This is a genomic window from Actinoplanes aureus, assembly GCF_015704865.1.
Taxonomy (GTDB): domain Bacteria; phylum Actinomycetota; class Actinomycetes; order Mycobacteriales; family Micromonosporaceae; genus Actinoplanes; species Actinoplanes aureus.
On record NZ_JADQTO010000012.1, the window covers coordinates 137,605 to 156,113 of the forward strand.

Annotated in this window: 21 protein-coding genes; 11 read left to right on the forward strand and 10 right to left on the reverse strand. The window is 71.1% G+C overall.

Going from position 1 to position 18,509, the window contains the following annotated elements:
- Positions 1-36: 36 nt before the first annotated feature.
- The gene (locus tag I4J89_RS25185) at positions 37-2,475 is read right to left on the reverse strand and encodes a glycoside hydrolase family 3 N-terminal domain-containing protein (protein ID WP_196416528.1); all 2,439 of its coding nucleotides are present in this window, start codon (positions 2,473-2,475) and stop codon (positions 37-39) included.
- A gap of 266 nt (positions 2,476-2,741) precedes the next feature.
- On the opposite strand from I4J89_RS25185, the gene I4J89_RS25190 reads away from it, so the two are divergent.
- From I4J89_RS25190 to I4J89_RS25200, 3 genes are all read left to right on the forward strand, one after another.
- Positions 2,742-3,845 carry a glycoside hydrolase family 19 protein gene (locus I4J89_RS25190; protein WP_196416529.1) on the forward strand — a complete coding sequence of 368 codons (1,104 nt, stop codon included), beginning with the start codon at positions 2,742-2,744 and terminating at the stop codon, positions 3,843-3,845.
- Positions 3,846-3,959: 114 nt separating this feature from the next.
- A complete protein-coding gene (locus tag I4J89_RS25195; protein ID WP_196416530.1) occupies positions 3,960-4,406 on the forward strand; it encodes an SRPBCC family protein in 447 nt (148 codons plus the stop codon).
- Positions 4,403-4,723, forward strand: coding sequence for an ArsR/SmtB family transcription factor (locus I4J89_RS25200; protein ID WP_196416531.1), 321 nt, complete (start codon positions 4,403-4,405; stop codon positions 4,721-4,723). Before I4J89_RS25195 ends, I4J89_RS25200 begins: the two co-directional genes overlap by 4 nt.
- A 2-nt stretch (positions 4,724-4,725) precedes the next feature.
- Here I4J89_RS25200 and I4J89_RS25205 read toward each other — a convergent pair whose 3' ends face one another.
- A complete protein-coding gene (locus I4J89_RS25205) occupies positions 4,726-6,126 on the reverse strand; it encodes an MFS transporter (protein WP_230859548.1) in 1,401 nt (466 codons plus the stop codon).
- Between the two features lie 161 nt (positions 6,127-6,287).
- On the opposite strand from I4J89_RS25205, the gene I4J89_RS25210 reads away from it, so the two are divergent.
- Genes I4J89_RS25210 through I4J89_RS25220 form a run of 3 tightly spaced genes read left to right on the forward strand, consistent with a single transcriptional unit; the run spans position 6,288 to position 9,467 of the window.
- Positions 6,288-7,307 carry a sigma-70 family RNA polymerase sigma factor gene (locus tag I4J89_RS25210; protein WP_196416533.1) on the forward strand — a complete coding sequence of 340 codons (1,020 nt, stop codon included), beginning with the start codon at positions 6,288-6,290 and terminating at the stop codon, positions 7,305-7,307.
- A complete protein-coding gene (locus tag I4J89_RS25215) occupies positions 7,304-8,716 on the forward strand; it encodes a DHA2 family efflux MFS transporter permease subunit (protein WP_196416534.1) in 1,413 nt (470 codons plus the stop codon). The genes I4J89_RS25210 and I4J89_RS25215 overlap by 4 nt, the downstream gene beginning before the upstream one ends.
- Complete coding sequence (locus I4J89_RS25220) at positions 8,706-9,467, forward strand: isocitrate lyase/PEP mutase family protein (RefSeq protein WP_196416535.1); 762 nt, start codon at positions 8,706-8,708, stop codon at positions 9,465-9,467. The genes I4J89_RS25215 and I4J89_RS25220 overlap by 11 nt, the downstream gene beginning before the upstream one ends.
- Here I4J89_RS25220 and I4J89_RS25225 read toward each other — a convergent pair.
- The gene (locus I4J89_RS25225) at positions 9,459-9,830 is read right to left on the reverse strand and encodes a VOC family protein (RefSeq protein ID WP_196416536.1); all 372 of its coding nucleotides are present in this window, start codon (positions 9,828-9,830) and stop codon (positions 9,459-9,461) included. The genes I4J89_RS25220 and I4J89_RS25225 overlap by 9 nt on opposite strands.
- 73 nt (positions 9,831-9,903) lie before the next feature.
- On the opposite strand from I4J89_RS25225, the gene I4J89_RS25230 reads away from it, so the two are divergent.
- Positions 9,904-10,311, forward strand: a complete 408-nt coding sequence (locus I4J89_RS25230; protein ID WP_196416537.1) for a DUF6855 family protein — start codon at positions 9,904-9,906, stop codon at positions 10,309-10,311.
- A 3-nt stretch (positions 10,312-10,314) separates the two neighbouring features.
- Here the strand turns inward: I4J89_RS25230 and I4J89_RS25235 are convergent, their stop codons facing one another.
- The 4 genes from I4J89_RS25235 to I4J89_RS25250 are packed head-to-tail and all read right to left on the reverse strand — an operon-like array spanning position 10,315 to position 12,597.
- Entirely contained in the window at positions 10,315-10,737 is a 423-nt protein-coding gene (locus I4J89_RS25235) for a DUF6069 family protein (protein WP_196416538.1), read from the reverse strand.
- Positions 10,730-11,197: an SRPBCC family protein gene (locus I4J89_RS25240; protein WP_196416539.1), complete on the reverse strand. Its 468-nt coding sequence runs from the start codon at positions 11,195-11,197 to the stop codon at positions 10,730-10,732. Before I4J89_RS25240 ends, I4J89_RS25235 begins: the two co-directional genes overlap by 8 nt.
- Entirely contained in the window at positions 11,194-11,538 is a 345-nt protein-coding gene (locus I4J89_RS25245; protein WP_196416540.1) for an ArsR/SmtB family transcription factor, read from the reverse strand. Before I4J89_RS25245 ends, I4J89_RS25240 begins: the two co-directional genes overlap by 4 nt.
- A gap of 27 nt (positions 11,539-11,565) precedes the next feature.
- Complete coding sequence (locus tag I4J89_RS25250; RefSeq protein WP_196416541.1) at positions 11,566-12,597, reverse strand: enoyl-CoA hydratase/isomerase family protein; 1,032 nt, start codon at positions 12,595-12,597, stop codon at positions 11,566-11,568.
- A gap of 65 nt (positions 12,598-12,662) precedes the next feature.
- Here I4J89_RS25250 and I4J89_RS25255 point away from each other — a divergent pair, with 65 nt between their 5' ends.
- Entirely contained in the window at positions 12,663-13,040 is a 378-nt protein-coding gene (locus I4J89_RS25255) for a VOC family protein (RefSeq protein ID WP_196416542.1), read from the forward strand.
- Positions 13,041-13,109: 69 nt separating this feature from the next.
- Here I4J89_RS25255 and I4J89_RS25260 read toward each other — a convergent pair whose 3' ends face one another.
- Positions 13,110-13,601: a CAP domain-containing protein gene (locus I4J89_RS25260; RefSeq protein ID WP_230859550.1), complete on the reverse strand. Its 492-nt coding sequence runs from the start codon at positions 13,599-13,601 to the stop codon at positions 13,110-13,112.
- A 251-nt stretch (positions 13,602-13,852) separates the two neighbouring features.
- On the opposite strand from I4J89_RS25260, the gene I4J89_RS25265 reads away from it, so the two are divergent.
- From I4J89_RS25265 to I4J89_RS25275, 3 genes are all read left to right on the forward strand, one after another.
- Positions 13,853-14,290 (forward strand): phage holin family protein, encoded by a 438-nt coding sequence (locus I4J89_RS25265; protein WP_196416543.1) that lies wholly within the window; start codon positions 13,853-13,855, stop codon positions 14,288-14,290.
- Positions 14,287-14,694 carry a DUF3618 domain-containing protein gene (locus I4J89_RS25270; protein ID WP_196416544.1) on the forward strand — a complete coding sequence of 136 codons (408 nt, stop codon included), beginning with the start codon at positions 14,287-14,289 and terminating at the stop codon, positions 14,692-14,694. The genes I4J89_RS25265 and I4J89_RS25270 overlap by 4 nt, the downstream gene beginning before the upstream one ends.
- Before the next feature lie 72 nt (positions 14,695-14,766).
- Positions 14,767-16,023 (forward strand): MFS transporter, encoded by a 1,257-nt coding sequence (locus tag I4J89_RS25275; protein ID WP_309238475.1) that lies wholly within the window; start codon positions 14,767-14,769, stop codon positions 16,021-16,023.
- Between the two features lie 670 nt (positions 16,024-16,693).
- On the opposite strand, the gene I4J89_RS25280 is transcribed toward I4J89_RS25275, so the two are convergent.
- Both I4J89_RS25280 and I4J89_RS25285 read right to left on the reverse strand, forming a co-directional pair.
- Positions 16,694-17,350: a response regulator gene (locus I4J89_RS25280; protein ID WP_196416545.1), complete on the reverse strand. Its 657-nt coding sequence runs from the start codon at positions 17,348-17,350 to the stop codon at positions 16,694-16,696.
- Positions 17,347-18,498 carry a sensor histidine kinase gene (locus tag I4J89_RS25285; RefSeq protein ID WP_196416546.1) on the reverse strand — a complete coding sequence of 384 codons (1,152 nt, stop codon included), beginning with the start codon at positions 18,496-18,498 and terminating at the stop codon, positions 17,347-17,349. Before I4J89_RS25285 ends, I4J89_RS25280 begins: the two co-directional genes overlap by 4 nt.
- Positions 18,499-18,509: the final 11 nt, after the last annotated feature.

Consider the following 18,509-nt stretch of genomic DNA (forward strand, 5'->3'; position numbering starts at 1 on the left):
CCGACGAGCCAGAGGGGAATCCGCGCATCGTGCATGTCACGCCACGGCGCACGCCGTGCCGTTGAGGGTGAACGAGGCCGGGCGCGGGTTGCCGCCGGACGACGTGGCGTTGAAGCCGAAGCTCAGCGACGCGCCCGGCGCCAGGGTGGTGTTCCACGGCTCGCCGGCCGCGGTGACCGTGGTGCCGGACTGGGTGACCCGCGCCGACCAGGCCTGGGTCACGGTCTGCCCGGCGGTGAAGGTCCACCGCAGCGTCCACGGGTTCAGCGCCGCCGATCCCGTGTTGGTCACCGTGACAGTGCCGGTGAACCCGGTGCTCCAGTCGTTCGTGCTCCAGCCGACCCGGCAGCCGGCGCCGTCGCCCGGGCCGGCCGGGGTGGTCACCGTCAGGGCGGCGGACGGCGCGGACCGGTTACCGGCCTTGTCCCGGGCGACCACGGTGAAGACGTACCTGGTCGCCGCGGTGAGACCGGACACCGCGTACCCGGTGCCGGTGGTGGAGGCGATCAGCGTGCCGTCGCGGTAGACGTCGTAGCCGTCCAGCCCGCTGCCGCCGGTGTCGGTCGAGGCGGTCCAGCTCAGCGACGCGCCGGTCGCGGTCACCGCGGACGCGACCGGAGTGCCGGGCACGCTGGGCGCGGCGGTGTCGGCCGGCTGGTCGGCATAGGACAACCCATAGCCGTACGCGAAAAGCCCGGTCTTGCCGTCGCCGGTGTTGACGGGTTCCTGGCTGGCCGAAGCGGGCCAGGTCACCGGAAGCCGGCCGGTCGGCGTGTAGTCGCCGAAGAGGACGTCCGCGACGCCCGCGCCTTCGCTGCCGGGCAGCCACGCGGCGAGCAGCGCGTCCCATCCGTCGATCTGGCCGGCGATGTCGAGCGGGCGGCCGGAGACCAGCACCACGATCACCGGTACGCCGGCCGCGCGCAGCCGGGTGAGCACGGCCTGGTCGGCACTGTCGAGCCCGAACCCACCGGGGCGGTCGCCCTCGCCCTCGGCGTACGGGGTCTCGCCGATCACCGCGACGGCCGCCCGGTAGGTGCCGTCCACGCCGCTGCCGTCCCGGCTGTAGGTGACGGTGGTGCCGCTGCCGGCCGCGGCGCGGATGCCCTGCAGGATCGTCGTACCCGGGACGGTGTTGCCGCTGGCGCCCTGCCAGCTGAGCGTCCAGCCGCCGCTCTGGTTGCCGATGTCGTCGGCGCTCTTGCCGGCCACGAAGATCTTGCCGCCGGTCTTGGCGAGCGGCAGCACGTTGCCGCGGTTCTTCAGCAGCACCTGCGACTCGCGCACCGCCTCACGGGCCAGGGCCCGGTGTGCGGCGCTGCCGACGGTGGCGGCGTAGGAGCGGTCGGCGTACGGCTTCTCGAAGAGCCCCAGCTCGAACTTCTTCGTCAGGATGCGCCGGTTCGCGTCGTCGATCCGCGACATCGGGATCTGCCCGGCGCTGACGGCGGCCCGCAGGTAGCCGAGGAAGGTCTGCCAGTCCTCGGGCACCATCAGCATGTCCAGGCCGGCGTTGACGGCGGTGACCACCTCGGCCTGGGTGAAGCCGAGCCGCCCGTCCAGCTGGTCGACCGCCGCCCAGTCCGACACGGTGAAGCCGGTGAAGCCCAGCTCGCCCTTGAGCACGTCGGTGATCAGGTACTTGTGGGCGTGCAGCTTGAGCCCGTTCCAGCTGCTGAACGAGATCATGACCGATCCGGCGCCGCGCTCGATCGCGGCCCGGAACGGCGGCAGGTGGATGGCCCGAAGCTCGGCCTCGCTGAGCGCGGTGTTGCCCTGGTCCACGCCGCCGGTGGTGCCGCCGTCGCCGAGGTAGTGCTTGGCGGTGGCGAGCACCGGGGCGGGACCGTCCTGCAACCCGGCGATCACGCTGGTCATCGCGCTCACCAGCGCCGGGTCCTCGCCGAACGACTCGTAGGTGCGTCCCCAGCGGTCGTCGCGCGCGACGCACACACAGGGCGCGAAGGTCCAGTCCAGGCCGGCGCCGGTGACCTCGTCGGCGGTGGCCCGGCCGATCCGCTCGACCAGGCCGGGGTCGCGGGTCGCGCCGAGGCCGATGTTGTGCGGGAAGATCGTCGACCCGTACACGTTGTTGTTGCCGTGCACCGCGTCGATGCCGTAGATCATCGGAATCTGCAACGGCGTGGCCAGGGCGCCGCGCTGATAGGCGTCGTACATGTCGGCCCAGCCGGCCGGGGTGTTCGGGCTGGGCGCCGAGCCGCCGCCGGACAGCACCGAACCCAGCCGGTACTGCGTGAGCTGAGCGGGGGAGACCTTGGCCCGTTCCGCCTGGACCATCTGGCCGACCTTGTCGTCCACGCTCATCCGGCTCAGCAGGTCGGTGACCCGGTCGGCGACCGGCAGCGCCGGGTCCTGGTAGGGGAGTGCGGCGGCGGCTGACGGGGCGGGGGCCGCGACGGTGCCGGCCGCGACGGCCACGCCGATCAGCGCGGCGAGAAGACGTGTCTTTCGCATGAGCGGACTCCGGAGCCGGAACGGGGATTGACGGCCATCGTCACACGGGAGCGCTCCCACGGCAAACGAGCTGTTCACCGGATTGCCCGCGGATCCGGGGGCGATTCCGCCGATTCCGCCGAGCCGCCGCGCACCGGCCATTGACTTCATTTATCCGTGAAGTTTATTAACAGATACCTTGACTTCACCGCATGGCATCTAGTTGGCTCGATGTACTCGTCGTCCCCCTCGTGCCAGTGCGTCCGTAGACGCACGGAAGGTGAGCCATGCCCAAAAAACGGCTCTTGTCAATCTTGGCCACCGTGAGCGTCGCCGTGGCCGGTGCCGCCGCGGCGATTCTTCCCATGACGTCGTCGAGCGCCGCCGAGGCCTGCGTCGCCGCCTACAGCAGCTCGGCGGTCTACACCGGCAACATGCGTGCCTCGTACAACGGTCGCAACTGGACCGCCAAGTGGTGGACCCAGGGTGAAGCGCCCAGCACCGGCGGCTCCGGGGTGTGGGCCGACAACGGCGCCTGCGGTGGCGGCACCACGCCGCCCCCGGGTGGCGGTACGACCTGTAACCACCCGAACTGGGTCGCGGGGCAGTTCTACCCGGCCGGTTCGATCGTCCGGTACACCAACGGGCAGTATTACCGGGCGTCGCACGAGAATCCGGGTTACGACCCGGTGATCAGCACCTGGTACTGGTCGCCGTACACCTGCACCGGCGGTGGCGGCACCACCACCCCGCCGCCCGGTGGTGGATCGGGTGCGTTCCCGGTCAGCGAGGCGCAGTTCAACCAGATGTTCCCGAACCGGATCGCGTTCTACTCGTACGCCGGCCTGATCGACGCGATCAAGAAGTTCCCGGCGTTCACCACCACCGGTAGCGACACGATCAAGAAGCAGGAGGCCGCGGCCTTCCTGGCGAACGTCAACCACGAGTCCGGCGGGCTGGTCTACGTCGAGGAGATCAACCAGGCGAACTGGCCGCTCTACTGTGACCGCAGCCAGCCGTACGGGTGCCCGGCCGGCCAGAGCGCGTACCACGGTCGCGGGCCGATCCAGCTGAGCTGGAACTTCAACTACAAGGCGGCCGGTGACGCGCTCGGCATCGACCTGCTGAACAACCCGGACCGGGTGAAGAACGAGTCGTCGGTCGCGTACCAGACCGCGATCTGGTACTGGATGACCCAGCGCGGCCCGGGCACGATGACCCCGCACGACGCCATGGTCAACAGCCGCGGCTTCGGCGAGACCATCCGCAGCATCAACGGCTCGCTCGAGTGCAACGGTGGCAACCCGGCCCAGGTGCAGAGCCGGGTGAACGCGTACAACCGGTTCACCGGCATTCTGGGCGTGAGCCCCGGCGGCAATCTTTCCTGCTGACCTCTCGCTGAGTGGACGGGGTGCGGCCGCGAGGTCGTACCCCGTCGGCTTTTGCTTGACCGGCCGCGAAGAGCAACCGTAAGGTTGCGCATAAACCCCGGATGGGATGGGCGCATGGGCAGGGACCGGATCGAGCGAGAGGTCTTCGTGAAGGCCACGGTGGAGCGGGTGTGGGCGGTGATCACCGAGCCCGAGCACGTCGGCGTCTGGTTCGGTCAGGGTGGGCCGGCCGAGATCGACCTGCGGCCGGGCGGCGTCATGCGCCTCGACCACGGTGACCACGGCACGTACCCGACCCGGATCGTGGCGGTCGATCCGCCGCGCTACCTCGCCTACCGCTGGGCCGCCGGCTATCCGGGCGAGATCGCCGACGAGAGCAATTCCACGCTTGTCGAGTTCTTTCTGCTGGCCGAGGAGGGCGGCACCCGGCTGCGGGTGGCCGAGTCCGGCTTCGCCACCCTGACCATTCCGGCCGCCCGCGAGAAGAGCGCCGGTTTCGACAGCCACGAACGCGGCTGGCGCGAGGTCGTGGACAACCTCAAGGAGTACGCGGAGAGATGAACGCCGAACTGGAGGTGCTCTCCGCGCTGTCCGACCCGACCCGGTGGCAGTTGCTCAACGAGCTCGCCGACCGGGGTGGCGCCACCGCGACCGTCCTCGCCGTCGACCGGCCGGTGAGCCGGCAGGCCGTGGTGAAACACCTCGGCGTCCTGGAGCGCGCCGGCCTGGTGACCGGCCGGCGCGCCGGACGGGAGATGCGCTACACCGTTCGGACCGAGCGCCTGGACCAGACCGCCCGGTGGATCGCCGACGCGGCGAGCCGGTGGGACACGCGGCTCGCCGCGATCAAGGACCTGGCCGAGCAGGCGGACGCCTGACCTCAGCGGGAGGGCGCCTCGACGGCGTCCGATGCCGGCGCCGCGTCGACCGTGGACGGCGAGCGCAGCCCGAACCAGATCACGGCGACGGCCAGCACGATGGCGATGACCTGTACGCGCATCGTCAGGTGCACCCCGGCGATCAGGTCCGCCTGGGAGGCGGCGACGGCTCCGAAGATCGGGATACCGATCGTGACCGCGATCTGCTGGGCCAGGGACGTGAGGCCGGTCGCCAGCCCGGCCTGCGATTCCGCCAGGCCGGAGGTGGCCGTGACGGTGTAGGCGACGATCGCGGTGACGTGCCCGAAGTACAGCAGGAACAGCGACGGCACGATGACGTACAGGCTCGTCGTCGAGTCGTCGACCAGCAGCATCGGAGCCGCCATGAGCCCCTGGACGAGCAGACCGGCGGCGAGGATCGGCCGGTAGCCGTAGCGGCCGATCAGCCGGCCGGCGAGGATCCCGGCGAACACCGCGGCGAGGCCGGGCAGGCCGAACACCAGACCGGTGGTGAACGGCGCGAGGCCGAGCACGTCCTGCAGGTAGACGGTCAGGACGAAGTTCAGGCCGGTGGACATGACGAACGCGACCACGCCGCCGAAGTTGCCCCACTTGACGGTCGGGCGGTTGAGCAGCCGCAGCGACACCAGGGGTGCCTTGGCGCGGGTCTCGACGACCCAGAAGACGCCCAGCAGGACCACGCCGGCGGCGAAGGCCCTCCAGTCGCGCAGGGAAACCCCGTAGACCAGCGCGAGCAAGCCGGTGGTGACCGAGACGGCGCCGGGTACGTCGAGCCGCACGCCGGTGGGGCGGGCGCTTTCGCGGACCACGAACGGCGTCAGTGCCACGATGGCCACCGCCACCGGCACGTTGATCCAGAACGCCCACCGCCAGTCGAGCGCGCTGACCAGGCTGCCACCGACCAGCGCGCCCACGGTGAAGCCGCCGGAGAGCAGCGCGCCGTTGAGGCCGAGGACCCGGGCCCGGGCCCGGTCGTCCGCGACGGCGGTGATGAGCAGGGCCATCGCGGCGGGGATGGCGATCGCGTTGGCGAAGCCCTGCAGGACGCGGGCGGTCAGCAGGGTCGCCGGACCGGTGGCGAAACCGCCCAGCAGCGAAGCCACGATGAGCAGGACCATCGCGATGAGGAACAGCCGGCGGCGGCCGTACAGGTCGGCCACCCGGCCGAACAGCAGGGTGAAGCCGGCCGCCGGCAGCGCGTAGGCGCTGGCGATCCAGGGCAGGTCGCCGATGTCGAGGCCGACGCCCTCGCCCATCTGTGGCAGCGCCACGTTGAGGATGGAGAAGTCGACGGACAGCATGAATCCGGCGCCGAGGAGCACGACAAGCGTCAGCCGCTGTCGGCCGCTGAGCCGCACCGGCGAGTCCGGATCGATGGCCATGAGGTGATTCCCTTCGTCGTTCCCGTAAGGTGCAACCCGAGAGTTGCACATTGGCGGCTGCTACTGCAACCCTGAGGTTGCACTACGGGGACCGACAACTTTGCGGCGCCAGCGGTGTCTGTTCCTGTGAAGGGGACGACGACAGCACAGAAGGAGTCGCCATGCGGGAGACCTTGCCGGCCGGCGGAGACGGTACGGCGTTCAGCGACCTCGTCGAGCCGTATCGACACGAGCTACAGGTGCACTGCTACCGCATCCTCGGCTCGGTCCAGGACGCCGAGGACGTACTGCAGGAGACGCTGCTGGCGGCCTGGCGCGGATTCGACGGCTACGAGGGGCGCGCATCGCTGCGGACCTGGCTCTACCGGATCGCGACGAACCGTTGTCTCAACGCGTTGCGGGACGGCGCCCGCCGCCCGCGCGAACAGGTGGCCTATCCAGCGGAGGTCCCGATGCCCGAACCGTCGCGCCGCCCGGCGGAACCCAGCTGGCTGGAGCCGTACCCCGATGTGCTGCTCGACCAGATCGCCGACCACCGTCCCGGACCGGAAGCCCGCTACGAACTGCGCGAGTCGGTGTCGCTCGCCTTCCTGATCGCGTTGCAGCAGCTGCCACCGAGGCAACGAGCCGTTCTGGTGCTGCGCGACGTGCTCGGATTCCGGGCGGCCGAGGTCGCGGCCATCCTCGACGTGACCGAGAACGCGGTGACCAGCGCCCTGAACCGGGCGCGCGGCGCGCTGGCCGCCGTGCTGCCCGGCCCGGACCGGGACAGCGTTCCGCTGCCGGACTCGCCGCAGGAGCGCCGGATGGTGGACGAGTTCACCCGCGCCTTCGAATCCGGCGACGTCGACGCGGTCGTGGCCCTGCTGACCAGCGACGCGTGGCTGACCATGCCGCCGCTGCCGCTGGCCTACCAGGGTGTGGCGGACATCCGGAACTTCCTGGCCACCGTGGCGCTGACCGGCGGACGCCAGTACCACCTGATCCCGACCCGGGCGAACGGCCAGCCGGCGTTCGGCTGCTACCTGCGTGATCCGCGGACGCCGATCCTGCACGCGCACGGCGTGTTCGTGCTCACCCTCGCCGGGGAGCGGATCGCCGCGCTGACCCGGTTCACCGACAACTCCCTGCTCGCCAGGTTCGGCCTTCCGCTGTCGCTGCGCGCGGGGGAGGACCGGTGACCCGGCGGCAGGCCTGGGTGCTGGGACTCGCCTCCCTGGCGTCCTTCATGATGGCGCTGGACAGCCTGGTCGTGACGACGGCCCTGAGCACGATCCGGCAGGACCTGACGGCGTCGGTCGAGTCCCTGGAGTGGACGGTCAACGCCTACAACCTCACGTTCGCGGTGCTGCTGCTGACCGGGGCGGCGCTGGGCGACCGGTTCGGCCGGCGCCGCGTCCTCGTCGCGGGGCTGACGGTGTTCACCGTCGCGTCGGTGGCCTGCGCGCTGTCGCCGGACATCGGCACCCTGATCGCGTCCCGGGCGGTGCAGGGGGTGGGCGCCGCGATGGTGCTGCCGCTGACGCTCACCCTGATCAGCGCGGCCTTCCCGCCGCAGCAGCGGGGCCGGGCGATGGGTCTGTACCTGGGCATCACCGGCCTGGCGACGTTCGGCGGCCCGTTCATCGGCGGCGTCATCGCACAGGGACTGGCCTGGCAGTGGATCTTCTGGCTCAACCTGCCGGTCGGGCTGATCGCGATCGGGCTCACGACGCGGCGGGTGGACGAGAGCTTCGGCCCGAACAACCGGTTCGACCTCGTCGGCGTCCTGCTCGTGACCCTTGGCGCGTTCGGCGTCGTCTGGGCTCTGGTACGCGGCAACGCGGCCGGCTGGGCGAGCGGCGAGGTTCTCGGCACGCTCGGGTTCGGTGCCGCCTCGGTGGCCGCCTTCGTGCTCTGGGAGCGGCGTACGAGCGCGCCCATGCTCCCGATGCGGTTCTTCCGGCTGCGGGCGTTCGCCACCGCCAACCCGGCGAACTTCCTGGTGTTCGCCTCGCTGTACGGCACCCTGTTCTTCCTCGCCCAGTACTTCCAGGTCGTGGGCGGCCACGGACCGCTCGGCGCCGGGCTGCGGCTGATGCCGTGGACCGCGACGCTCATGGTGTTCGCGCCGATCGCCGGCCGGCTGGCCGACCGGGTCGGCGAGCGGACCTTCGTGGTCGGCGGCTTGCTGCTGCAGGCCGTCGGCGCGAGCTGGATCGCCCTGGTGGCCGGCACCGGCACGACCTATCTCGAACTGCTGCCCGCGCTGCTCCTCGGCGGTGCCGGACTGACCATGGCCATGCCGGCGGCGCAGAAGGCGGTGGTGGGAGCGGTACGACCGAACGAGATCGGTCAGGCGTCCGGGGCGTTCATGATGCTGCGAATCCTCGGCGGGGTGTTCGGCGTCGGCGTGTCGGTCGCCGTCTTCGCGGCGGCCGGTGGTTACGCGTCGCCCGGGCAGTTCAGTGACGGTTTCGCGGCCGCGATGGCAGCGGTCGCCGTCTTCGCGTTCATCGGCGTACTCATCGCACTCGGGATGCCCGGCAAGCGGCCGGCGGTTGAGGCGGAAGCTGTTTCTCTTGAGATGGAGGCTGGCAATGGCCGCTGACAAGACGGATCTGAAAGCTCGTGCGCAACGACTTCGCGAGCTGCACCACGGCGAGATGCTGATACTGCCGAACGTCTGGGACGCGGCGAGCGCGACGGTCGTGGTCGAAGCCGGCTTCCCGGTGGTCGCCACGGCCAGCGCCGCCGTCTCGGCGATGCTCGGCTACCCCGACGGCGAGGGCGCACCGTGGCAGGAGATGTTCGCGGCCGCCGGGCGGATCGCCCGGGTGGTGCCGGTCCCGGTCACGGTCGATGCCGAGGCGGGGTACGGGCTGCGGCCGCGGGAACTGGTGGACCGGTTGCTGGACATCGGCGCGGTCGGCTGCAACCTGGAGGACACCGATCACCGGGCGGGTGGCCTGGTCGAGGCCGGCGCGCACGCGCAACGGCTCGCCGACATCCGCTCGGCGGCGGACGACGCCGGCGTACCGATCGTCATCAACGCCCGGGTCGACACGTTCCTGCCCGGCGGCGGAATAGCCGAGCCGGACCGGCTGGCCGAGGCGATCCGGCGCGGCCGCCTCTATCGGGAGGCCGGCGCCGACTGCGTCTACCCGATCGGCGTGCGGCGCAGGGCGGACATCGCCGCCCTGGTCGCCGAACTGCCCGGCCCGGTCAACGGCAACACCGGCGACGAACTGGATCTCGCCGCGTTGCGGGAGCTGGGCGTGGCCCGGGTGTCCTACGGCCCCCGCTTCTATCGCACGGCCATGGCAGACCTGAGAACCGCCGTCGAGCGGTTGTCACGGTGAGCCGCCGGGCGGCTCCCAGTACACCTCCACCCGGTGGCCGTCCGGATCGAGGCATTTGAACGCCGTGTACTCCGGCTCGTCGTCACGCTCGACGATCGTGACGCGGTCGGCCTCCAGCCGCCGCTGCAGCGCCCGCACGTCATCGGGGCGCGGCAGCCGGAAACCGAAGTGCAGGAACGCCGGCGGCTCGCCCACCACGTCGACCGCGTGCAGGGCCAGGTCGAAGCCGTCACCGTCACGGACGATGACCGTGCCGTCCGGGTACCGCTGGGCGGTCGCCGGATCGAAGCCGAAGTACTTCGCGTAGAAGGAGATGCTGCGCTGGGGGTCGAGCACCGACAGCCCGAGATGAGTGATGCCCACCCTCACGCCCCATGCCGGAACCCCGATCGGTGCAAGCAATTTCGGGCTACGCTGAGCGCCGCGAGGAGGACTGATGCACGGTTCCGGAACCAGGGACGACCCGTGGCAGCTGACCACCGCCCCCGGCTCGTCGCGCTACACGATGTACCGCGACGAGTCGGCCGACCCGCCGGCCCTGGTCTGCCAGGTCGGCGCCACCACACTGAAATACCATCTGCGTGCCGTCGACGACCTGCACGCCTGGCTGCGCGAACAGGGCGACTGGGTGCCGCTGGGCGCCGCCGACGAAGGCAAGGACGCCGCCCCCGGAAGCGTCGAGGCGTGGGGCCGTGACCCGGGCAACCCGGTCGGCGGCTGGTACGGGCTGCGCAAGGGATACCGCGGCCGCTTCGGGATGTACCTGCCGCCTCTGCTGGAAGCGCTCGGGCTGGCCGAGCTCACCCATGAGAAGCGGAACAACACCGTCCGCGCCCGGTCCTGACCCCTACCTCGGCTGTCGCTGCCGCGGCGCGGCGACGCGCCGGCCGATGGCCGCGACGGCCACCAGGATGATCGGGACGAGGGTCAGGTGACACAGCGCCAGGGTGGTCTTGCTGATGGCGTCGAAGTCCGCGGGCAGCGTCATCACGGCGATGGTGCCGACCGCCAGCACCGGACCGATGACGGCGGCGGCCCGGGACGCCCACGCCGCACGCGGCGCCAGGAGGGCGACCGCCGCGAGGCCGACGAGCAGCGGCACCGCGCTGAACCCGGCGACCGTCACGGCGTCGACCTCGGCCGGGCCGTCCGGCGAGGTGAAGACGAAGGTGCCACCGGCCGCCCGCCCGGCCAGGTAGAGGGCCAGGTTGACGAGCACCGCGATGCCGACGGCCGCGGCGACCAGCGCGGGGCGGGAGAGCCTAGACATCGGCGGTCTCGACGCCCGGCCGGCGGGTGAGGAAGGCCTCGATGCGGGCGAGGGCGCCGGCCCACACCTCGTTGACGAAGAAGTCGCGGATCTCTGGTACGGGGAACCCGCTCTGGACGACGGTCATCAGGGTCCCGTCGCCGGTCGCCTCGAAGGACACCTCGATGCGGGTCGTCATGGTCATGCCGTCCGGGCTGACGCCGGTGGACTCGGTGACCAGGCGGTTCGGGCGCTCGATCTCGACGAACGTCTGCGTCTCCCGGAAGAGCATGTCGGGGCTCGGCCCCCACACGGCTGTCTGCTGCCCGCCGACGCGCAGATCGACGTCGATCTCGACGATGCCGGGTGTCTCGTCGAGGATGCTGAACCAGATCTTCTGCTTCTCGGCGTCGGTGTAGGCGTCGAAGACCTCCTCCGGCGTTGCGGGCAGCTGCCGGGTCATCCGCATTTCGAGGGTCATGTCTGTGGTCCCTTCGCGTCGGGTCGCATGGTGAAGTAGGCGTCCAGACCGTCCAGGCGACGGGCCCAGAGCCGCTGGTAGAAGCTGATCCATGCCATCGCCTCGTCCAGCGGGGCGGTGCCGAGGCGGCACTGCCGTGACCGGCCGACCTTCTCGGTGACGACGAGGCCGGCGTCTTCGAGCACCTGGACGTGCTTCTTCATGCCGGTGAGCGTCATCCCGGTGGGCTCGGCGAGCTCTCCGATGGTGGCCGGACTCTCGCCGAGGCGGACCAGGATGCCGCGGCGGGTGGGATCGGCCAGGGCGGCGAAGACCCGATCCAGAGCGGCTTGCTGAACCATGCGGTTCACCTTACGACACTGAACCTATTAGTTCAATGTTGGGGGAGTGAAGCAGGCGTCGATCACTTCCGGGCGTACCTCGTCGATGGTCGCCGGGTTCCAGCGCGGCCGGCGGTCCTTGTCGATGATCTGGGCGCGGATGCCCTCGGCCAGGTCGGGCAGCCGCAGCATCGCCGCCGACAGCCGGTACTCCTGCTCCAGCGCGGCTACCAGGCCGGGCAGGCCGGCCGCGCTGCGTACCGACCGCAGCGTGATCGTCAGCGCGGTGGGCGACCGGGTGGCGATCTCCTTGGCGGCTGCCTGAGCGCCGGGCTCATGGTGTGCGGCGAGACGCTCGATGATCTCGCGTACCGAGTCACCGGCGTAGCACTCGTCGATCCACCCGCGCGCCGTGGCGAACTCGCCCGGCGCCGCGGTACCGGCGAAGGCCGCGACCGCCTCCTCGGCGGAGAGCGATGTCAGCGCCTCCGCCAGCTCCGGCAGCGACGAGGCCGGCACGTAGTGGTCGGCGAGCCCGGCGGCGATGCCGTCGGCCGCGCCCACCGGCGACCCGGTGAGGGCCAGGTGGGTGCCCAGCTCACCCGGGGCGTGCGAGAGCAGCCACGATCCACCCACGTCCGGGTGCATGCCGATGCCCACCTCGGGCATGGCCAGCCGCGACCGCTCGGTCACCACCCGCACCGAGGCATGCGCGGAGATCCCGATGCCGCCGCCCATCACCAGGCCGTCCATGAAAGCGACGATCGGTTTCGGGTACGCCGCGATGGTCGCGTTCAGCCGATACTCATCCGCCCAGAACTCCAGCGACCCGTTCCCGCCGGAGACCGCGTCCGCGTGAATGGCCCGGATGTCGCCGCCCGCGCAGAGCCCGCGCTCACCCGCTCCGCTGATCAGCACGGTCCGGACCCGATCGGAGCCCGCCCACTCCGCGAGCGCCTCCCGCATGATCGTGACCATCTCCGGGGTGAGCGCGTTTATCGCACTTGGCCGGTTCAGAGTGATCGTGCCGAGGTGCCCGGTGACCTGTGTGAGTACGACCGCGCGGCTGGGGATGATCATGCAGCGACCCTACTCGGCGGGACCTGCGGTCGGAATCTGGCCGCAATAGGCGGGACGATGAGGTCATGACATCAACGTGGAAGATCGAGCTCATCCCGGTACCGGTCACCGACGTCGACCGGGCCAAGGCGTTCTACGAGCGGATCGGCTTCAACGCCGACATCGACCATCAAGTACACGAGGGCCTGCGGTTCGTGCAGCTCACGCCGCCCGGTTCGGCGTGCTCGATCGCGCTGGGCGAGGGCCTCACCGAGAAGGCTCCGGGAACACAGGAGATCCAGGTCGTGGTCCCCAACGCCCACGACGCCCGCAAGCAGCTGCTCGACGCCGGCGTATCGGCCAGCGAGGTCGATGTGCAGCCGTGGGGCAACTTCGTCCACTTCCGCGACCCGGACGGCAACAGCTGGGCGTTGCAGGCGATCGAGTCGCGGCCGAACGGCTGACATGACCCGGGGAGCAGACACAGCGATGCCCCAGCCGCAGAGGGATCGGCTGGGGCGTCGCTGTGTCGGTCAGTAACCGAAGTTCTGGGTGTAGTACGGGGTGCCGCTGGCGGCGAACACCGCGCCGACGCCGACGGTCTTGGACGCGCAGTTCAGGATGTTGGTGCGGTGACCCGGGCTCTTCATCCACCCGCCCACCACCTGCGCGGCGCTGCGGTAGCCCCACGCGATGTTCTCCGCCGACGGCGTGGCGTAACCGGCCGCCTTGGCGCGAGCCACGAAGTTTGAGCCGGAGCGGCCGGTGTGCGCGAACGTGCCGGTCTCGGCCATCCAGGCGCTGTGACTGCGGGCCGCCGCGGTCAGCTTGGCGTCGACCGTCAGGGCCGCGCAGCCGTGCGACGTACGCTGCTCGTTGATCAGGCGGTTGATCTCGGTCTGCAGGACCGTCTCGCTGACCTTCGCCGGAGCGGCCTGCGCCGGGCTGGCGATCATCGTGGCGGCGCCGACGGCGGCCGGAGCGAGGACGACGGCCAGGGCGAAGCGGCGAAGAACGTTGCGCAAGAAAGTCCCTTTCGTAGATCTCCGTGGTTACACCGTTCAGTTCGGCCCGCCCCGGGCCGCCCGGATTATCGAATCGGTGCGTGATCGTCGCGAAATGGTTGCCGGCTCCCCGCCGGCGGGCGGGTGACGTCGTAGAGCAGATTCGTCATCCGGCTCCACGGTGGAACGTTTCCCCGCGGGAACAGTGCCGTTCCTCCGGCCGGGGCGTTTCGTCGTGGCCGGCCGGGGCACACCAGCGCGTAACCAAGGAGGTGAACGCGGTGACGGCGAACGCATCGACCGGTGGCGACTCCACCGGCGCGTCGACAGCGGAGCTGGTCAGCCAGGCGGCCGCCCAGATATCGACGCTGGTACGTGACGAACTGACCCTGGCGAAACTCGAACTGGCGGAGAAAGGTAAGCGCGCCGGAGTCGGCGGCGGCCTGTTCGGCGCGGCCGCTGCCCTCGCCCTCTACGGCCTGGGCCTGCTGCTGACCCTCGCCGTGGTGGCACTCGACCTGGTCTGGCCGTTGTGGCTGGCGGTGCTGGTCGTGATGGTCATGGTCTTCGTCGCGGCCGGGATCGCCGCGCTGCTCGGCCGGAGCAAGCTGAAGGCGGCCGCGCCGCCGCTGCCGAGCGACGCCATCGCCGGCGTGGAGGCCGATGTGAACACCATCAAGACCGCAGCCCGGGAGGGACGCCAATCATGAGTACCTCGGACACCCCGGCCGACCCGGAGCAGTTGCGCACCGAGATCGAGCAGACCCGGGCCGAGCTGGGCAGCACGGTGGAGGCGCTGGCAGCCAAGACCGACGTCAAGGCGCGCGCGAAGCAGGCCGCGTCCGACGCGAAGGACCGTGCCGTGGGCGCCGCGTCCGACGCGAAGGACCGCGCCATGGGCGCCGTATCCGACGCGAAGGACCGCGCGAAAGACACCGCGGCCGATGTGCAGGAGCAGGCGAAGGTGACCGCGGCCGACGTCAAGGTCCGCACTCAGCAGACGGTTGCCGAGGTCCGGCAGAACCCGCGCCGTGCGCTGCCGCCGGCTCTGATCGTCGCCGCGGTCGTGGCCGTCGTCGTCGGCATCGTCGTGTTCCGCCGCAGGCGAGCCTGATCGAGGCTCGCTCCTCGCCGGTGTGCCCGTCGCCGCCTTGCAAACCGTACGTACGTACTGTTTGATCGGCATGTGATCCGCTCAGCCCTTCCCGCACCGGGCACACCGCGCGTCCTCGTGCTCGCCACCCTCGTCAACACGATCGGCAACGGCGCATACCTCGCCTCGAGCGCGCTCTTCCTGACCCGCTCGGTCGGTTTGACCCCGGCCCAGCTCGCTCTCGCACTGAGCGTCGCCGCCGGTGTCGGCATGGTGCTCACCACCCCGATGGGATACCTGGTCGACCGGGTCGGGCCGCGCGCCGCGCAGATCACCGCCTTGCTCACGTCGGCGGCCGCGCTGGCCGCCCTGGCGCTGGTCCGCGACCTGCGGACGTTCATCCCGCTCGCGTGCCTGATAGCCGTCAGCGAGGCCATGGTCCGAGCCGCCAACGGCGCGATGATCGCCGGAGCGGTGCCCGCGGCCGATCGCGTACGCACCCGGGCGTTCGTGCGCTCGACCAACAACGCCGGCATCGCCATCGGCATGCTCGCGGCCGGTTTGCCACTGCTGCTGGACAGCCGTGCCGCCTATCTGGCCACCGTCTTCGGCAACGCCCTCACCTGTCTGATGGCGGCGCTGATCATCAGCCGGGCGCATCCGGTCGTACCAGTACCGGTACCGGCCGGCGGGTCACGCCTCGTGGCGCTGCGAGATCGACCCTTCCTCGCGTTCGCCCTGCTCGACGGCATGCTCGCCGCGCTGCTCAACGGCATGCTCGCCTTGGCGCTGCCGCTGTGGCTGATAGCGCACACCGACGCCTCCGCCGCTCTGGTCTCCGCGGCGCTGCTGGTGAACACGATCGGCTGCGTGACGCTGCAGGTGTGGACCGCCCGCGACATGCACCACGCCGCCGACGCCCCACCGGCGACCCGCCGCGGCGCCCTGCTTCTCGCCGCTTCCTGCGTGCTGCTCGCCGTAGCCACCGGCGCACCGACGTGGCTGGTCGTCGTCCTGGTGCTGGCCGCTGCCGTCGTGCACGTGCTGGGAGAGCTGCGGCTGGCCGGTGCCACGTTCGTCGTGGTCTTCGACCTGGCGCAGGACTGGGCACACGGGCAGTATCAGGCCGTCCACCAGACCGGCCGCCAACTCGGCAACATGGCCGCACCGCCATTGCTCACCGCGATGGTGGTGGCGTGGGGCGCACCCGGGTGGCTGGTTCTCGCCGCGATCTTCACCACCGCCGGCCTGATCATGCCGGTCATCATCGGTTGGGCGTTGCGCAGCCGCTCCCGCGCGACCGGATTGGCCCCGGCGCCCGACGGGCTGAGGACCTCGACCTCAGCGTGACCGATGTCGGCGTCGTCGCCCGCCGCTGACGCGGCGCGTGGGGTCCCGGTGGCTGGGGGATCCCGACCCTAGAGAGCCTTCGCGGTCAGGGTCTTGTCCGGCCCAACGTGGGTGCTGTCCGGCGGCCGTTGAGACAGCAGTGAGCGTGGGCCAAGCAAGATCACCGCTTGGGGACCCTGACTACGGAAGCCCTCTAGCGTGACTGGCGTCGGCATCGTTGCCCGCTGCTGGGGCGGTGCGTCGGGTTTGGTGTCTAGGGCTGCGGATGCCGATTTCAGCGTGACCGGCTCACGCCGCCCGGGCAGGAGCTTGTCTTCCTCTGCGACTCCGGCTCGGCGTCGTCGCCCGGCGCTGACGCGGTGCGTCCACTCCCGGTGCCCGACGGGCCGGGGCCTCGTGCTCCGCGTGACCAGGACCGTTACCACCCGCCTGACGCGGCCCTTCCGGCCCTCACCCGCTTCAGTGAGCTGAGGCGGCCCATCCGGCCCTCACCCGCTTCAGTGAGCTGACGCGGCCCATCCGGCCCTCACCCGCTTCAGTGAGCTGACGCGGCCCTTCCGCCCCTCACCCGCTTCAGTGAGCTGACGCGGCCCATCCGGCCCCCACCCGCTTCAGTGAGCTGACGCGACGCATGCTGCGCCCTCACCCGGCCGCGTTGAGCTGACGCGGCTCAGCGGTCCTGACCGTCCAAGCCCGCCTCGTACCCGGCGATCACCAGTTGCGCCCGGTCACGAGCCGCCAGTTTGGTCAGCAGGCTCCCGATGTGGGTCTTCAGGGTGCCGCGACTGATGTGCAGGGTCGTCTCGATCTCGGCATTGGACCGGCCGCGAGTGATCAGGGTGAGCACCTCCCGCTCGCGTGGGGTGACGCCGTCCAGCGTGCGGCCCGGCGCGGTCCGGCGCAGCGACGCGGTGATCAGCCGGCGGGTCACGCTCGGGGCGAGCAGCGCCTCGCCGGCGGCAATCGTGCGGATCGCGTCGAGCAACCGGGGCGGTGTGATGTCCTTGAGGACGAAGCCGCCGGCCCCGGCGCGCAGCGCACGGTAGACGTGATCGTCCAGGTCGAAGGTGGTCAGCACGAGCACGTGCGGCGCGGGGTCGGCCGCGGTGATCCGCTCGGTGGCGGCGATGCCGTCCAGATCGGGCATGCGCACGTCCATCAGCACCACGTCCGGTCGATGCGCCGCGGCGAGGGTGACCGCCTCACGGCCGGTGCCGGCCTCAGCGACCACGGCGAAACCGGCAGTGGCGCTGATGAGGTCGCGGACCGTGCCCCGGAACAGGGGCTCATCGTCCGCGAGCAGGACCCGGACGGGCCGGCCGGTCATGCCGGCAGCGGCAGCGCCACGCGTACCGCGAAGCCGCCGTCCGGTTCGGGCCCGGCGGTCAGATCGCCGCCGTGCAGAGCCACCCGTTCCCGCATGCCCAGCAGGCCGTGCCCGGGTGGGTGGCCGGCCGAGGCCGGGCCGTCGTCCGCCACGGTGAGGGTGAGGGCTCCTGACGTTACGGCCACGGTGATCCGGCAGTGGGTGGCGCGCGCGTGGCGCCGAACGTTCGTCAGCGCCTCCTGGAGGATCCGGTGCACCACCACCCGCATACCGGCGGGCACGCCCGACAGGTCCGCGTTGTCGACAGTGACGGCGATCCCGGCCGCCCTGGTCTGCTCCACCAACCGGTCCACGTCGACGGTGCCGGCCGGGTCGCCGCTTTCTCGCAGGCCGCCGAGCACAGCACGGACGTCGTCCAGCGCGGACCGGCTGACCTGCTCGATCGTCTGCAATGCCGCCTCCCGATCGGCCTCCAGGTGGTTGGCGACCGCCGCCTTCATCGCGATCAGGCTCAGGTTGTGCCCGACGACGTCGTGGACGTCGCGCGCGATGCGTAGCCGTTCCTCGGCCACCGCCCGGGCGGTGCGCAGCTCGGCGACCTGGGCGGCGTGCCCGCGGCGGGTCCGGACTGTCCAGGCCAGCGCCCACGTCCCGGCGATCACGGCGGTGCTGTAGGCGGCCACGGTCACCGGGGAGGTGCTGAACGATTCGACATGATCGCGGGCCGGGACCAGGGGGAGGCCTGTGGTTAGCGCGTCGGCGAGCCCGGGAACCAGGACGGCGGCGAGGGCCACGCCCAGGGGCCAGTTGCGTGCCGACGTCAGCACGACCGGGTACAGCGCGACCGCCACCGCATAAACCGACACGTCGGCGCCGACGCCCACCAACACGGTCGCCGCAGTGGCCGCCAGCGCCACCGCGAGCACGGGCACCGGCCAGCGCCTGCGGGCCGCCAGAGGCAGCCCGAGCAGTGCGGCCAGCAGCCACACCCACCAGCCCGACACCGGTCGCATCAACACCACCGCGGCCATGATCGCCGCGGCGACCGGTACGTCTGCCGCGATCAGAGCCCACCGCCCGAACACCACGACCTCACCGTAGTCATGCCGCAGCCGCACCGCCTCGGCCCACGGTCCGATGCGGTACACCGAGCCCGCGC

Bases quoted from the DNA above. Each gene is read 5' to 3' on its own strand.
- I4J89_RS25255 (WP_196416542.1), top strand. From the start codon at position 12,663: ATGACATCAACGTGGAAGATCGAGCTCATCCCGGTACCGGTCACCGAC.
- I4J89_RS25280 (WP_196416545.1), bottom strand. From the start codon at position 17,350: ATGACCGGCCGGCCCGTCCGGGTCCTGCTCGCGGACGATGAGCCCCTG.
- I4J89_RS25220 (WP_196416535.1), top strand. From the start codon at position 8,706: ATGGCCGCTGACAAGACGGATCTGAAAGCTCGTGCGCAACGACTTCGC.
- I4J89_RS25250 (WP_196416541.1), bottom strand. From the start codon at position 12,597: ATGATCATCCCCAGCCGCGCGGTCGTACTCACACAGGTCACCGGGCAC.
- I4J89_RS25185 (WP_196416528.1), bottom strand. From the start codon at position 2,475: ATGCGAAAGACACGTCTTCTCGCCGCGCTGATCGGCGTGGCCGTCGCG.
- I4J89_RS25210 (WP_196416533.1), top strand. From the start codon at position 6,288: ATGCGGGAGACCTTGCCGGCCGGCGGAGACGGTACGGCGTTCAGCGAC.
- I4J89_RS25240 (WP_196416539.1), bottom strand. From the start codon at position 11,197: ATGACCCTCGAAATGCGGATGACCCGGCAGCTGCCCGCAACGCCGGAG.
- I4J89_RS25195 (WP_196416530.1), top strand. From the start codon at position 3,960: ATGGGCAGGGACCGGATCGAGCGAGAGGTCTTCGTGAAGGCCACGGTG.
- I4J89_RS25205 (WP_230859548.1), bottom strand. From the start codon at position 6,126: ATGGCCATCGATCCGGACTCGCCGGTGCGGCTCAGCGGCCGACAGCGG.
- I4J89_RS25245 (WP_196416540.1), bottom strand. From the start codon at position 11,538: ATGGTTCAGCAAGCCGCTCTGGATCGGGTCTTCGCCGCCCTGGCCGAT.
- I4J89_RS25235 (WP_196416538.1), bottom strand. From the start codon at position 10,737: ATGTCTAGGCTCTCCCGCCCCGCGCTGGTCGCCGCGGCCGTCGGCATC.
- I4J89_RS25270 (WP_196416544.1), top strand. From the start codon at position 14,287: ATGAGTACCTCGGACACCCCGGCCGACCCGGAGCAGTTGCGCACCGAG.
- I4J89_RS25200 (WP_196416531.1), top strand. From the start codon at position 4,403: ATGAACGCCGAACTGGAGGTGCTCTCCGCGCTGTCCGACCCGACCCGG.
- I4J89_RS25190 (WP_196416529.1), top strand. From the start codon at position 2,742: ATGCCCAAAAAACGGCTCTTGTCAATCTTGGCCACCGTGAGCGTCGCC.
- I4J89_RS25230 (WP_196416537.1), top strand. From the start codon at position 9,904: ATGCACGGTTCCGGAACCAGGGACGACCCGTGGCAGCTGACCACCGCC.